The sequence below is a fragment of the Algoriphagus boritolerans DSM 17298 = JCM 18970 genome, from assembly GCF_900108085.1.
Classification (GTDB): domain Bacteria; phylum Bacteroidota; class Bacteroidia; order Cytophagales; family Cyclobacteriaceae; genus Algoriphagus; species Algoriphagus boritolerans.
The window spans coordinates 62,712-76,902 of record NZ_FNVR01000001.1; the positions used below are offsets into that span (position 1 = coordinate 62,712).

The following is a 14,191-nucleotide window of genomic DNA, read 5'->3' on the forward strand; positions in this document are numbered from 1 at the left end:
TCTAAAATGTAGGAACGATGGACCAAAAAAGTAAGAACGTTCCTCTAAAATGTAGGACGATGTACCTGGAGTAAGAACGTTCCTCTAAAATGTAGGAATGATGGACCAAAAAAGTAAGAACGTTCCTGTAAAATGTAGGAACGTTCTTGCTGTAGCTAGACGATTGCTACAAAAAATAGAAATCACGTTACTGTAGCAACGAATAATTCTATTTTTCGAAATAATATGCTGTGTTTGCCGAAATCCGGTAAAACAAACCTATCCCGGCACTTAGGATCTATTTTTGCTTTTTGGGATGTTTGATTTTTCTCATAGCTAGTTAAATCCAACCTGCCCCCAATGCAAGGGAGATCAGGATCAGGAGGATGGCGATGAATTGTTGGAGGAATTTTAAAGTGACCTTTTTAAGCAGCTGATTTCCGATAACTGCCCCCAAGATAGCCGACACGGTGGCTATTGTAACCAACGGCAGGTTTTGGATCAGGCCGGACTCTAAAAAACGGGAGGAATAAACCGTCAGTCGGGAGAAATCAATGAGCGTTCCGATCACTACACCGGTACCAATAAAAGCCTCTTTGCTCAGTCCGGCTTTGATCAGAAAGGCAGATCGAAGTGCTCCCTGATGACCGGATAGGCCGCCAAAAAAACCACTCAGGAAGCCTCCGAATGGCAGGTGTTTTCTCTCAAGTTGGATTCGATCAAAAAACGGAATCAAATCCATCAATGCAAAGCCAATCAGAAGCAGGGAAATAATCAGGTTGATGGGTGTGACTTCAAAGTCATAACCGAAAAGCGGATAGGTAAAAAGCGGCTTCAGGTCGGTAATTTGTAGCAAAATCCACGCTCCGAGAAATGCGGCAAGAATAGCCGGAATACCAAATCGAATCAGAATGGACCGATTAGCGTCTCGGCCTACCAGAAATAGTTTGAAAATATTATTAAAGAAATGAACCACGCCGGTCAGCGCAATGGCCAGATCAATCGGGAAAAAGACGGCAAAAACCGGCGTAAGGATAGTCCCCAGGCCGAAGCCTGAAAAGAAGGTCAGGATGGCAGTAAGGAATGCGGCCAGTGAAATGATTACAATCTCCATCTAGTTCTTGATAAGCATATATACCTGTGGAAAATAACCCGGGGTACCTGTTGCAACCTGAAACAAAACATCCCGGATAAACCAAAAAAAGACCAAAACAGCGGTTAGAAATGCCGCAAAGAAGGTGAATAAGGATCCAAAACTAACCCATAAGATTTTTTTTAGCTACTATAAACAGCAAAAGCTCGTGGCTTTGTCTGATTTGAAAAGTATGACAAATCCCTTTGCAATTGCTGTAAACTGCCAACAATCCACCTGGTTTGGCTTGAGGAAGTATAAATCCGGAGTCTGAATGGGCTACGTTTCCATTTCCACTGGGTGAAATTCTTCCCCTTCGACGATGCAAATCAGCTCAAAATGCCCGTTATGCTTATGCGGTTTGGTTCGCTTGATTACTTCCTTAAACCGGGACACTTTAAATAAACCTTCCGATCCAAGTTTGTCTTTGAGGGTTATTTCGCTTTGGGACATGGGTGTAAAGTTAATTTTCCCACAACTTATCAATCCATTGGGTAAAAATGGAAATTAATTGAGGAAGGGGGAGTTTTGGCTTGTTTACAGAGACTGCATCTCTGAAAGCTTTTGGGAATTTTTTATTTGGCAATAAGGCTATGAATGGGAATGCGGCTTTAGCCCATTCCTAAAAAAACATCCTGAAACAAGTCCGGGCTTTAGCCCAACTGAAAATCTAAATGATTTGGCTGAAGCCGGATTTTAATTCAATCCTTTTTTATCCACCTGCTGAAGCAGGAGGCAATTCAACTGAAAATCTAAATGATTTGGCTAAAGCCGGATTTTAATTCAATCCTTTTTTATCCACCTGCTGAAGCAGGAGGCAATTCAACTGAAAATCTAAATGATTTGGCTAAAGCCGGATTTTAATTCAAACCCTTTTTATCCACCTGCTGAAGCAGGAGGCAATTCATCTGAAAATCTAAATGATTTGGCTGAAGCAGGAGGCAATTCAACTTCTGCCAATAATTCACAAAAGACCTTTTTTCACCAATTCACTTTTTATCTTTAGTGCTCAATTCAGGGATATGTATCGAAAGAATAGAAATAGTCTGTTTGCCATGAGTACAGGTTTATTGCTCTTAGCCTGTCAGGCCGAAACCAAAGTAGAGGAGAAAGTTGCTCCTGTCAAGAAAGTAGCGATTGCTGAAATCGAAGAGGGAATCAAGGATTTTATCGCTCAGAAGACAGAAGAAAATGGCGGTTTTTTTCCGGTCAAAGATGAAAACCACGACCTCAAAATGAAATTGGTTCGGGTGCATACCGAATACCTTTCCAATTTGGGACCCAAGCGGCATTTTGCCTGTGTGGATCTGGTCGATGAAAGCGGAGAGGTGTATGATGTGGATTTTTTTATGGAAGGAGAACCCGGGGCAATGACCGTAACGGAGACGACAGTGCACAAGTTAAACGGAAAGCCTTTTTACAGTTGGAAGCAAAACAAAGAAGATAAAACCTGGTATCGCGTGCCGCTAGAACAATCAAACAACAGCCTACTTGGCGTGGTAGAAGGAAGAGATTCCTTCGAATTTTATTATTCAGTACAGGTTCCCAAGCTGAGCGGACCTGCGAAAATCTGGATTCCGCTCGCTGAATCTGATGATTTTCAGCAAGTCGAAATCCGCTCGATCGACCTTCCCGGAAGTCATCAGAATCTGAAGGAAAAGGTCAACGGCAATACGATCCTTTTTATGGATTTGGGACCGGAGGACAGTGGCAAATCGATTGACATCAGCTACTCCGTCGACCGAAAGGAGAAAGGACCCTATGATGCACCTGCCCCTGATCCGGAGGTTTTCCTGGCATCCAATATCCTGATGCCAAAAGGGGGGCGATTTGAGGAAATTGCCAAAGAAGCCTTGGGTCCAAAGATCCGGGAGAGTCATTTGATTCAGGCGAGAGCCCTGTACGATTACATCATTGACAACATGCGCTACATGAAGTTTGGGGATTTCGGGCGCGGAGATTCCAACTATGCCTGTGATTCCAAGACGGGAAATTGCACGGAGTTTCATTCCTTCTTTATTTCCCTGGCCCGATCGGTGAATATTCCCGCAAGATTTGCGATTGGGGCATCCATTCCCTCAGACCGAAATGAAGGTGGAATCGACGGCTATCACTGTTGGGCGGAGTTTTATGCCGATGGCAAATGGTGGCCGGTGGATATCAGCGAGGCGAATAAATACACCGCTTTGGCTACGTATTATTTTGGACGTCATCCCGCCAATCGGATCGAATTGAGTCGTGGCCGTGACTTGCAAGTCAGTCCCGGACCCGCATCAGGCCCCATTAACTTTCTGGCCTATCCCTATTTGGAAATTGACGGCAAAGAAGTGAAAGCCCAGTCTACCTTTAGCTTCCAGCGATCCTCAGATTTGTAGATGACTTGGTAAAAGAATCCTCTGAAGCGGAGAGATCTCACTTAAACGACGAAAGGCTGTCAATTTTTGACAGCCTTTCGTTTCGATGGGGAAAAATTAATGCTTGTTCTTTGTTTAGTTGTCCGGATTAGCAGGATGCTCCGTGCTGTCACTTGCCGGATGTTCGCCTCCTTCAGCAGGATGTTCGCCCTCTGCTTGTTCGGTGGTTTCTTCGGCACCTTCTTTTTTACCTCCACAGGAAGTGAATGTCACAGCGGCTAAAAAGCCAAGGGCAAATGTCAGGGTGAGAATTGATTTTAGTTTTTTCATTTTTGATTATGTTTTAGGGTTGGTTTTCGATGGACAAGTTAAGAATATTTAAATTAATCGACTTTCAGGTTCTGTTTTTTTGGGCATCCTGAAATGGATGACCAGCGATGATCCCACTGTGATCACTCCTATGAAAACTATAGCAGACTTTAGTCCAAAAATATCAGCAGTAATACCGGATACTATGGCACCGACAGCATATCCCAGATCTCTCCAAAGCCGAAATGTACCGATGCTTTCAGCACGGCGGTTGGGGTGGGTGGCACTTGCAATGGCTGCCAAAAACGTAGGATAAACGATTGCTGTACCTAATCCTAAGCTTACAGACACGGCTACCAGTAAGGGATAAGTCCCGGCAAGCGGAAGAAAAATAATTGCAATTCCCTGCACCAGCATTCCCCAAAACAAAAGTGCTTTCTTGGGAAATAGGTCAGCCATTTTGCCGGTAACTAGTTGGCTGATTCCCCAGACTGTTGGGTAAATCGCAGCTATCAAACCCACTTCATCCAGCCGGAAATCCAGCGAAATCAGCAGCACGGGCAAGAGTCCCCAGATCATACCATCGTTCAGATTGTTGACAAGTCCGGCTTGAGTGACGGAGCTCAGCGTTTTGTTTTTGAAGGTGGTTTCCCAAAAGATTCCCTTCAAGCTGACTTCTGTATGCTTTTCGGATTCTTTCTGGACGTGTTTTCGGGTGTCTTTTACAAAAAACACGGTAAGTACCAGTCCAAGGACTGCGACCAAGGTTCCTAGCAGGAAAGGATAGGGCCTAACCCCAAATTCCTGAGCAATATAGGCACTGATAAAAGCAAAAATACCGACGGCAAAGTAGCCTGCAAACTCATTTAAGCCCATGGCAAAGCCCCGGTCTTTTTCCCCGATCAGGTCAATTTTCATCACTACGGTGCTACTCCAGGTCATTCCCTGACTGATTCCAAGCAGGATATTGGAAGCGATTACCCAATTCCAATTCCCTGTAAACGCCAGAATGAGCGGGACAGGCAGGGCAATTATCCATCCTATAATCAGGAGGTTTTTCCTACCGACCTGATTGGCAAGTTTTCCGGAGAAGTAATTTGCAGCTGCCTTACTAAACCCAAAGGCGGTAATAAACGATAGAATGGCGAGCTTGGACTCTAGACCAAATACTTCGGAGGCGAATTGCGGGAAAATGGAACGTTCCAGTCCGATCATCGCCCCCACAAAAGCATTGATCAGGACGAGCAGTCCAAACTGTCGCCAGTTTTGGCGTAAGCCCAGGACGATCGGTTCTTCCTTATTTTTCACCAGACAAAGGTCACCAGGTGAATTTGCCCGTCCTTTTACAAATGTTAAAAAATCAACGTACAGCAGCCCTGATCCTACTTAGACTCACTTGCGTAATCCCAAGGTAGGAGGCGATGTGTTTTAGGGAAATTCGCTGGATCAGGTTTGGTTTTTCGGCGAGAAGCTGGGCATAGCGCTCTTCTGCAGGATGAAATTGTATGGCCTCCATTCGTATTACCGTATTCACATAGGCTTGTTCGATGATTTTCCGAAAGAGCCGTTCGATTTCAGCAAATTGATCAAAAAGTGAGAAGAGTGCTTCGGCCGGGATGCCTATGAAAACGGTGTTTTCCAATGCCTGAATGGCTTTGGTACTGGGTTTGTCTCGGAAAAGACTTTCCGCCCGGATGATCAGGTCGTTTTCAAAAGCAAAATATTCCGTGACTTCTATTCCGTCTTTTAGGTAAAAGATCCTGGCCAAACCTTCCTTTACGAAGTAGATCGTGTGGCATTTTTGCCCAATATCCTGGAGATTTTGATTCTTGGCAATAGGTACCTGCGAACAAAGCGATAGGATCGCATCCTGCCCTTCGGGAGACAAAGGCTGGATCTTGCACAAAAAATTCAGGAAGCTGTCCAAATCGTTCATAGCCAGGGAATCAAAACGAAATGCTATTTCAAGGCTTGTTTGATCAGTTTCCTTTTGACAAAAACTATGAAAAACCAGGAAATCCATGCTACAATGGTCCCAATAGTAGCGCCGAGTAAAATGTCAAAGGGATAATGGACACCGAGGTAGATTCGCGTATAGCTGACTACTACAGCATATAAATACAGCCAACGGAGGTGCTTCATTTTTCCTTTCAGCTTACGGTTGAGAAATACCGCCAGTCCAAAGGTGTTGGCTGCATGGGAGGAGACGAAACCATAAAGTCCCCCGCAACGACCGTAATTGTGGATGGTTCCTTCCCACCTCGGGTCATGACAGGGTCTCAATCGCTCCATGAGAGGTTTGAGAAATCCCGAGGTAAATTGGTCTGCCGCCAAAATAGTCAGGGCCACACCACCTAGAACCCACCAGGCGTTTGCCCGGTCTACTTTGAAAATCCAATAAATCAAAAAAGCATAAAGTGGAATCCAGGTGACTGTCTCCGTCATCTGAAACATAATAGGATCCAACCAATCGGCATGGAAGGAATTAAGCCAGAGGAAAAGGTCCTCGTCCCATTTTTTCAGCGTTTCGATCATACCTGATAAGTTAGCCAGTCGATGTCTTTTTTCAAGTGCTTGAGTGTGAATTCTTCAGGACTGCCGGCTTTGGTTTCTTGCATATAAGTCCATTCGGCCTGTGGAGGCATGCTCATGAGGATGCTTTCGGTTCTCCCGTTGGTATCAAGCCCAAACTTAGTCCCCGCATCCCACACCAGATTAAATTCCACATAGCGACCTCTTCTGAGATTTTGCCAGGCTTTTTGTTCCGGTCCGAAAGGGATTTTGGAATTTTTCTGCATGAAATAGGAATAGACCCCGGGCAAGAGCCTTCCGATTTCTAGACTAAAGTCCAAAATCTGTTGAAACTGCCTGTCGGAATCTGCACTGAGTCGATCATAGAAAATTCCACCGATACCACGGGTTTCATTTCGATGTTTGATAAAAAAGTATTCATCTGCCCATGATTTAAATTTTGGATAATATGTTCCATCAAACTGATCGCAGACTTTTTTTATTTCCCCATGGAAATATTTTGCATCCTGAGGGTCAAGGTAATGCGGAGTCAAATCTATCCCACCTCCAAACCAATGTACGCCATTTTCCATCTCGAAATACCTGATATTCATATGAATGATCGGTACCATTGGACTGAAGGGGTGAAGTACGATGGATACTCCGGTGGCAAAGAATTCGGCTTGTTCCAACTCTAATTTTTGGAGGATTTTCTCTGGAGTAGAACCATGAACAGCCGAAAAAGCAACGCCTCCTTTTTCTATTATGGCTCCGCCCTCCATTATCCGGGTTCGACCCCCACCTCCGTCTTCCCGAGTCCAGATATCTTCTTTGAATTTGCCTTGTCCATCTCCCAGCTCAAGACCAGCACAGATATGATCCTGTAATTGCTTGTAGATTTCCGCGATTTCGGCTTTTGTTTTTCTACTCATGACGTAATTAGAATGGGTATCCTATCCCAAAATTTAATACGGTTTGTCCTCTCACTCCAAAAGGCCTCCTGAAACTCACGTTGTCAAAAACCCACCGTTCACCGAGCGGCTTGGAAGGGTCAATAGCTTTTGTTGCCAAATCAAGCCTGATGACCAAAAAGTCAAAGTCCATCCGTAGGCCAAATCCTGCTCCAACGGCAATTTCCCTGTAAAACCGATCGTATCGAAAATCAGCTCCAGGTCTGGAAGGATCATAGCCGATCATCCAGCTGTTGCCTGCATCGATGAAGAGTGCCATGTCAAAATAGCCAATCAGTTTTCTGCGGTATTCCAGCATGGTTTCCAAGATCATTTCGGCCGGTTGCTCATTGGTGTAGTCGTATTCTCCTCCTTCTCCAGTCTGGGGAGTGGAGCTTCCCGGCCCGAGTCTCCTTGCCTGCCAAGCGCGGATACTTGTGCCTCCGCCGGCAAAGAAGTATTTTTCATAGGGTAAAATGCCCGCACTTACGCCGTAGGGTTTTGCCCATCCAAAGTTGAATCGATAGGCAAAAGTCTGTTTTTCATTGACCGGATAATACCTTCGGAAATCTACCTGAGTTTTCAGCCACTGAAAGTTTGCAAATTCGATGTCGGGTTCACTGTTGCTCTGGACGTCCATGAAGTTCAGTGTGGTTCCGCCACTTTCGGCAAAGAGCCGCAAAAGCGAAGCTTTGTTTGTGGTGAAATTTCCGTATTTGTTAAAATTGATGATGGTCTGTCCGGACATGCTGCTGATGAACGAAGGGAGAAATGACCAGATCAGGTTATTTCCTTCATTTTGTAAGTCTGTGAGGATCGATAGAAACTCATCCTGAATTTTTGGGGTACGGATATAGCTCAGATCGGCAGCATTGAAGGTATAGAAGATCCGATTATTCGAAGTTGCCCAGGTATAGGAGAGGAGGCTGTTAATAGAGTTTCGGGTATATTCCGGACGATTGGTGTAGTTAAATCCGACTCTTACCCGTGTATTTGGATTATAGCGTCCATATTTCTGGAGTGATCCTGGAGCGAAAGGAATCAGAAACCTGGGAAATATCAGGGTTACGCCAGTATTGATTTCGGAGCTTTGATAGACTCCCTGACCTGTGGCGGATGCCACACCTTCGAGACCGGCACGAAAATTAAATTCCAAAATCTCACCAGCCCGAAAGAAATTTCGGTTTCTAAGCGCGGTACTGAAGAATGGCCCGGGCAATTGTTCAGTGATCGTCATACCGATCTGATTGGTCAGTTGGTATTTTTGGTTAGGCTGTGTGAAAATATTGGCGGTCAGTGAGGTGCCGAGGGTATCGAAGGAAATATTCACAAACCGAAACAAGTCCAAATTGCTGAGCTGACGCTGGGTTTCGATCGCCGAAACTCTACTATAAGCTTGTCCTGGCTTGAAGAAAATACGTGAAGCGAGTAGTTTGGCCGAGTAGCGGTTCCGATAAAAGAAAAAATTGATGTCCCGGAATTTTTCCTGAATTCTCCGGTCAGCAAATTCGTTGCTCGGAGGATTTATTCTAAAAGTAATCGAATCAATAGTATAGATTTCGTGAATTTCAGCAAATGTGGGCTGTTGGATGACTTGCTCGAGTTTGACAGTTTTGGAGGCAGTATCCTTATAGGCGATGTAGTTGATATAGGATTTAGAAAACATGAAAAAGCCGTTGTTTTTCAGTAGGTCTTCGATCCTGTTTCGTTCTGCGGAAATATTATCCTGATTATAGCTGTCCCCTTTTTTGATATGAGAATCTTTAGCTGTTTGGTTGAGGAGTTTGATGATCTCAGTATTGGCTGATCGGGTATAAACAGAGTCCAGCAGGTAAGAACTTTTTTCTGATATCAGGTAGGTTACAAAGGCTTTTTTTTCATTTGTTTCTACCTCATACTGTACTCCCGAGTCAAAAAAGCCATGATTTACTAGGTATCCCTGTAAATTGTCAACTGTGGTCTCTGTCTGAATGCTGTCTAGGAGAACAAGGGGATTTCCGGTCCGCATCAAGGCATTACCGAATTCCAGTTTTTTTTTCAGGCCCTCACCTTTGGAAATCAGTTTGTCTGCTCTTTTTCGGAGTTTGCGATCGTTGGGAATAGTGTCAAGCGCGAGCCTTATTTCTGATAATTCTGCATCAACCAATCCAAGTTTGCTCACCAAACTGAGACTGTCATAGAATTTTTCTCCGAAACGGTAGATTGTGACTCCAAGTGAACTTCCCAAAAATCGGGTATTTGGCTCCTGTTCGATCAGACCGTAAAGTTCCTCTTTGTCAGCTTGATCGATCCCTTTGATCTCATTTTCATAAAGAGCATACTGCCCTTCTTTAAGATTTTTGGTCAAGGAGCAGCCCATGCAAAACCCCAGAAACGCTATAAAAAGTATATATTTGGAGGATTTCAAATCGGAATAAGCTGAAGGGATGCTGAGCAAAAATACGGTTAAGTTTATAAAATCCTTACATCAAAAAAAATACCGAAGTGAGATCGGGAAGTTCTTTGTGGAGGGGGAGAAAAGTGTTCTGGAAGTGCTTCAATCCAATTTCACGGTAGATCTCTTGCTGTCGACAGAATCCTTTGCTCAAAAGAATTCCGGTATGCTTCGAACTTACCGGGGTGAGCTGATCCAAGTGACTCAGAATCAATTGGAGCAAGTCGGTCAGTATCAGTCTAATGATGCTGCATTGGCAGTGGTGAGGATGAAGGAGAATAGCGCATTTGAACCCGCAAATGAAGAGCTGATCCTTGCCCTTGACGATGTTCGTGATCCCGGAAATCTTGGGACAATCATCCGGGTGGCGGATTGGTTCGGGATCAAAAAGCTGGTCTTTTCACCCCAAACTGCGGAATTTTATAATCCCAAGGTGATCCAGGCTACCATGGGGTCATTCACCCGCGTTCAGTTTTTTTATGAGGATTTGGAACGTGTATTTAATCGTTGGCAGGTCCCGGTATATGGAGCTTTTTTGGATGGGAAAAATATTCACAAGCTGGGAAGGCCTAGTCCGGGAGTGCTCCTGATGGGTAATGAAGCCAAAGGGATTTGTGCTGAACTGGAAAAACTTGTGACTCAAAAAGTGACAATTCCGGGCTTTGGAATGGCCGAATCACTCAACGTGGCCATTGCCACAGCCATCCTCTGTGATAATTTCAAACGACTGATGAGCTTATGATTCACAGATTGATTCACACGCTACAGCGAGTAGGAATCAACGGTTTTTTGCTTGGGTTATTTTTTGCAATCGGTATGGCTGCAATTTTTCCTGAAATAGGTGCTGCCGACTCGGGAATTCCTTGGACACCCCTTATTAATTTTGGAATTGCATTTGTGTTTTTTTTCTATGGGGTGAAGCTTGATCCCCGGCAGCTCCGATCCGGACTTTCCAATTGGCGGCTTCACTTATTGATTCAGCTTTCTACTTTCCTGATTTTTCCGGTAATAGTCTTCGGATTGCTCCGATTCATGCCTTGGGTAGACTCAGATTTCAAACTTGGAATAAGTTATTTATCCGCTTTACCCTCCACCGTCAGTGCTTCGGTGGTCATGGTGTCCATTGCCGGTGGAAATTTACCGGCAGCGATTTTTAATGCCAGTATATCCAGTCTGTTGGGGGTGATTTTGACTCCGGCTTGGATGGGGATTCTCGGAACTGGGTCAGAAGGGGAAATTGATTTTTGGTCCACACTCGGTGAACTCACTCTAAAAGTAATTTTACCCGTGATTCTTGGGACTTTAGCGCATGGATGGCTTTTTCCAAAAATAAAAGCAATCCTGCCCAAACTTAAATATGTGGATCAGACAGTAATTATGATCATTGTCTTTACCTCCTTTGCCGAGTCATTTGGTCAAAAACTATTTACTGCCTACCAACTATCAACTCTTGTGACAATCGCGGCCACGATGTTGGGGATTTTTATTTTAATATGGTCCATACTGGAATTGGTGTCCAGATTTCTTCGATTCTCAATTCAGGATAGAATTACCACTTTGTTCTGTGGTTCAAAAAAATCATTGGTTCACGGTGTGGTTATTGGCAAAGTTATTTTTCCGGATGCCGCAGTTTTAGGTTTGGTATTACTTCCGGTGATGCTATATCACATTCAGCAATTAATCTTAGGGAGCGTCTTTGCCGGGTATTTTGGAAGAAGGACTTCCGATCTGAAATAGCGGCCATAGTTCTGAAAAGCAAAAGCCTGAATCATCTTAGGCTTTTGCTTTTCAGGTAAAGGATTTAAGGATTTGAGTTAAATGTACTTTTCCGAAAGTTGGTCCACCAATTCCAAATAAAGCTCAGTTGCTTCTGCTTTACTTTTGCCTTTATAAGTCAGCCAACTGTTGTATTTGGCGGCGGCTTTGAAGTCAAATCCTCCGGGTCTTTCGGCTTCATTGTCTCCTTCAGTTGCCTGCTTGTACAATCCGTATAATTTGAGCAACTCTTCGTTGCTGGGTTTGGAAGTGAATTTTTTTGTCAGCGCGATAGCTTCCTCAAGTGTAGTTGATTTCATTAAAAACTCATTTATTCGATTTCAGTTTCCAAAAATGGTGCTAGCTAGGTTAGTTTGGAAAAATGTGAAAGGAAAAAGCCACCCATGAGGGCGGCTTTTTGATTTTTATCAATTTTTTTACTTATCGTTTGTTCATGCTGACGTAGTCACGCTCATTTTCTCCCACATATACCTGACGTGGACGGCCAATTGGTTCGTTGTTCTCCCGCATTTCTTTCCACTGTGCGATCCAACCCGGAAGTCTACCCAATGCAAACATCACGGTAAACATATCGGTAGGGATGCCCAATGCACGATAGATAATGCCGGAGTAAAAGTCTACGTTTGGATAAAGTTTTCGATCGATAAAATATTGATCATGCAATGCTGCATATTCCAATTCTTTGGCAATTTCCAAAATAGGGTCTTTCACGCCCAGCTTACCCAATACATCGTCAGCTGCTTTTTTGATGATTTTCGCTCTTGGATCAAAGTTTTTGTACACCCGATGACCAAATCCCATCAAACGGAAGGAATCATTTTTATCTTTTGCTTTATCCAAATACTTCTTTGCGTCGCCGCCGTCAGCTTTGATAGCTTCCAGCATTTCGATAACTGATTGGTTTGCACCTCCATGGAGTGGTCCCCAGAGTGCATTTATTCCTGCGGAGATTGATGCGTAGATCGAGGCTTGTGAGGATCCTACGATTCTTACTGTAGAAGTAGAGCAGTTTTGCTCATGGTCTGCATGGAGGATCAATAGTTTGTCCAAAGCAGCCGAAACGATTGGATCCACTTCATACTTTTCAGCTGGAAGTGCAAACATCATTTTCAGAAAGTTACCGCAGTAATCCAAGTTATTGTCCGGGTAGTTTACCGGATGTCCCATTTCATTTTTGTAAGCCCAAGCGGCAAATGTTGGCATTTTGGCCAGCAATCTGATGATGCTCAAGTCTATTTCTTCTTTACTTCTGTTGGGATTGAGTGAATCCGGATAAAAGGCTGTCAATGAGCAAATCAAAGAAGAAAGTACGCCCATTGGGTGCGCATTGGAAGGGAAGCCTTCGAGGATTTTCTTGATATCCTCGTGAACCAGGGTGTGGTGGGTGATTTCTATATTGAATGTTTCATATTCAGACTGGGTGGGCAGTTCCCCGTAGATCAAAAGATAAGCTACTTCGAGAAAGGTGGATTTTTCGGCAAGGTCCTCGATTCGGTAGCCTCTGTATCGTAGTATTCCCTCTTCACCATCTAAAAAAGTTATAGCACTTTTAGTAGCTCCGGTATTCTTGTATCCAGGATCAAGAGTGATCAATCCGGTGGTGTCACGGAGTTTACCTATTTCGATTGCACTTTCGTTTTCTGTGCCTGTGATGACAGGGAATTCGTATTCTTGCCCTTTGTAGGACAATTTGGCGGAATCAGACATATTGCGTTTTTGGATTACTTTTTTATTGAACAACTTCAAAAGATGCCCGAAGTTAATAAAATGGAATCTTTTTCAAGGATATTATTATGTGAGTTGACAGAATATTATTTCGAAAGCTTTTTCGACAGTTCATTGAATAGCAATGACACTATTATTAATAAGGAAGAAGAAAGAAATTGACCTCCAGTCTGTTGTGGATTTGAAACAGCAAATTTTTGGATCAAAAAAAAAGCCCAAAAGGGCTAATATGTTTAATCACAAAAATGTTCGAAAACTTCCACCAAGTGGTCGCCGATCATTTTGGCATTTCTACCTTCGATGTGATGCCGCTCAATAAAATGAACAAGCTCCCCATCTTTGAACAGGGCCATTGCGGGGGAGGAAGGAGGGTAGGGTAGTACCAATTCTCTCAGCTTGGCAACTGCTTCACGGTCATTCCCTGCAAAAACGGTTGCTAGAGTGGTAGGCTTTTTATCAGCGTGCTCTACTGCATACCTCACCCCTGGTCTAGCAGCTCCTGCGGCACAGCCGCAAACAGAATTGACTACAACCAAAGTGGTGCCTTTGTGATTTGGTCCCAAGTGCTCAGCAACCTGCTCGGCTGTTCTGAATTCTTGGAATCCTAGATTTGAAAGTTCTGCCCTCATGGGAGCAATTAGCTCTTCAGGATACATATTGTTGTGTTTTTATTAGTTCAGTATTATAAGAAACCCAGTTCAAGTTTGGCCGCTTCAGACATCATATCCTGGGAATAAGGAGGGTCAAAAGTCACTTCAACTTCGACATTATTCACACCTTGGATTTGCTGAATTTTATCTTTCACCTCTGAGGGGATAAATTCCGCTGAGGGACAATTGGGGGAAGTCAATGTCATCAGAACGTAGATGTTATTAACAGGATATACGGTAATTTCATAAATCAATCCCAAATCATATATGTCCACAGGGATTTCCGGGTCGTAGACTTGTTTGATTGCCATGACTACCTTATCTCTTAGACTGGTGCTATGGCCGTTTTCAGTATTTGTTTGTTCTTCCAT

15 protein-coding genes are annotated in these 14,191 nt (G+C 43.8%); 3 read left to right on the forward strand and 12 right to left on the reverse strand.

Features of this window, described 5'->3' with window-relative positions; translation table 11 throughout:
- Window positions 1-319 precede the first annotated feature (319 nt).
- Together C4S61_RS00270 and C4S61_RS21745 are read right to left on the reverse strand one after the other, a co-directional pair.
- The gene (locus C4S61_RS00270; protein WP_103922798.1) at window positions 320-1,093 is read right to left on the reverse strand and encodes a sulfite exporter TauE/SafE family protein; all 774 of its coding nucleotides are present in this window, start codon (window positions 1,091-1,093) and stop codon (window positions 320-322) included.
- Between the two features lie 297 nt (window positions 1,094-1,390).
- Window positions 1,391-1,564 carry a hypothetical protein gene (locus C4S61_RS21745; protein ID WP_160111180.1) on the reverse strand — a complete coding sequence of 58 codons (174 nt, stop codon included), beginning with the start codon at window positions 1,562-1,564 and terminating at the stop codon, window positions 1,391-1,393.
- A gap of 467 nt (window positions 1,565-2,031) precedes the next feature.
- Here C4S61_RS21745 and C4S61_RS00275 point away from each other — a divergent pair, with 467 nt between their 5' ends.
- Window positions 2,032-3,486 carry a transglutaminase-like domain-containing protein gene (locus C4S61_RS00275; protein WP_235009703.1) on the forward strand — a complete coding sequence of 485 codons (1,455 nt, stop codon included), beginning with the start codon at window positions 2,032-2,034 and terminating at the stop codon, window positions 3,484-3,486.
- 114 nt (window positions 3,487-3,600) lie between these two features.
- On the opposite strand, the gene C4S61_RS00280 is transcribed toward C4S61_RS00275, so the two are convergent.
- The 6 genes from C4S61_RS00280 to tamL are packed head-to-tail and all read right to left on the reverse strand — an operon-like array spanning window position 3,601 to window position 9,672.
- Complete coding sequence (locus tag C4S61_RS00280) at window positions 3,601-3,795, reverse strand: hypothetical protein (protein WP_103922800.1); 195 nt, start codon at window positions 3,793-3,795, stop codon at window positions 3,601-3,603.
- A 48-nt stretch (window positions 3,796-3,843) separates the two neighbouring features.
- The gene (locus tag C4S61_RS00285) at window positions 3,844-5,082 is read right to left on the reverse strand and encodes an MFS transporter (RefSeq protein ID WP_235009705.1); all 1,239 of its coding nucleotides are present in this window, start codon (window positions 5,080-5,082) and stop codon (window positions 3,844-3,846) included.
- A gap of 52 nt (window positions 5,083-5,134) precedes the next feature.
- The gene (locus tag C4S61_RS00290; RefSeq protein ID WP_103922801.1) at window positions 5,135-5,710 is read right to left on the reverse strand and encodes a Crp/Fnr family transcriptional regulator; all 576 of its coding nucleotides are present in this window, start codon (window positions 5,708-5,710) and stop codon (window positions 5,135-5,137) included.
- 23 nt (window positions 5,711-5,733) lie between these two features.
- Window positions 5,734-6,309 (reverse strand): phosphatase PAP2 family protein, encoded by a 576-nt coding sequence (locus tag C4S61_RS00295; protein ID WP_103922802.1) that lies wholly within the window; start codon window positions 6,307-6,309, stop codon window positions 5,734-5,736.
- Window positions 6,306-7,217 (reverse strand): oxygen-dependent coproporphyrinogen oxidase, encoded by a 912-nt coding sequence (hemF, locus tag C4S61_RS00300; protein WP_103922803.1) that lies wholly within the window; start codon window positions 7,215-7,217, stop codon window positions 6,306-6,308. The genes C4S61_RS00295 and hemF overlap by 4 nt, the downstream gene beginning before the upstream one ends.
- Window positions 7,218-7,224: 7 nt before the next feature.
- Window positions 7,225-9,672: a translocation and assembly module lipoprotein TamL gene (gene tamL, locus C4S61_RS00305; RefSeq protein ID WP_317046033.1), complete on the reverse strand. Its 2,448-nt coding sequence runs from the start codon at window positions 9,670-9,672 to the stop codon at window positions 7,225-7,227.
- Between tamL and C4S61_RS00310 the strand changes: the two genes are divergently transcribed.
- Together C4S61_RS00310 and C4S61_RS00315 are read left to right on the forward strand one after the other, a co-directional pair.
- Window positions 9,662-10,411, forward strand: a complete 750-nt coding sequence (locus tag C4S61_RS00310) for a TrmH family RNA methyltransferase (RefSeq protein ID WP_103922805.1) — start codon at window positions 9,662-9,664, stop codon at window positions 10,409-10,411. The genes tamL and C4S61_RS00310 overlap by 11 nt on opposite strands.
- Window positions 10,408-11,406 (forward strand): bile acid:sodium symporter family protein, encoded by a 999-nt coding sequence (locus tag C4S61_RS00315; RefSeq protein WP_103922806.1) that lies wholly within the window; start codon window positions 10,408-10,410, stop codon window positions 11,404-11,406. The genes C4S61_RS00310 and C4S61_RS00315 overlap by 4 nt, the downstream gene beginning before the upstream one ends.
- A gap of 77 nt (window positions 11,407-11,483) precedes the next feature.
- On the opposite strand, the gene C4S61_RS00320 is transcribed toward C4S61_RS00315, so the two are convergent.
- The 4 genes from C4S61_RS00320 to C4S61_RS00335 form a co-directional block, all read right to left on the reverse strand.
- The gene (locus C4S61_RS00320) at window positions 11,484-11,744 is read right to left on the reverse strand and encodes an acyl-CoA-binding protein (RefSeq protein ID WP_103922807.1); all 261 of its coding nucleotides are present in this window, start codon (window positions 11,742-11,744) and stop codon (window positions 11,484-11,486) included.
- Between the two features lie 121 nt (window positions 11,745-11,865).
- The gene (locus tag C4S61_RS00325; protein ID WP_103922808.1) at window positions 11,866-13,152 is read right to left on the reverse strand and encodes a citrate synthase; all 1,287 of its coding nucleotides are present in this window, start codon (window positions 13,150-13,152) and stop codon (window positions 11,866-11,868) included.
- Between the two features lie 251 nt (window positions 13,153-13,403).
- Window positions 13,404-13,826: a BrxA/BrxB family bacilliredoxin gene (locus C4S61_RS00330; protein WP_103922809.1), complete on the reverse strand. Its 423-nt coding sequence runs from the start codon at window positions 13,824-13,826 to the stop codon at window positions 13,404-13,406.
- Between the two features lie 26 nt (window positions 13,827-13,852).
- Complete coding sequence (locus C4S61_RS00335) at window positions 13,853-14,191, reverse strand: DUF59 domain-containing protein (protein ID WP_103922810.1); 339 nt, start codon at window positions 14,189-14,191, stop codon at window positions 13,853-13,855.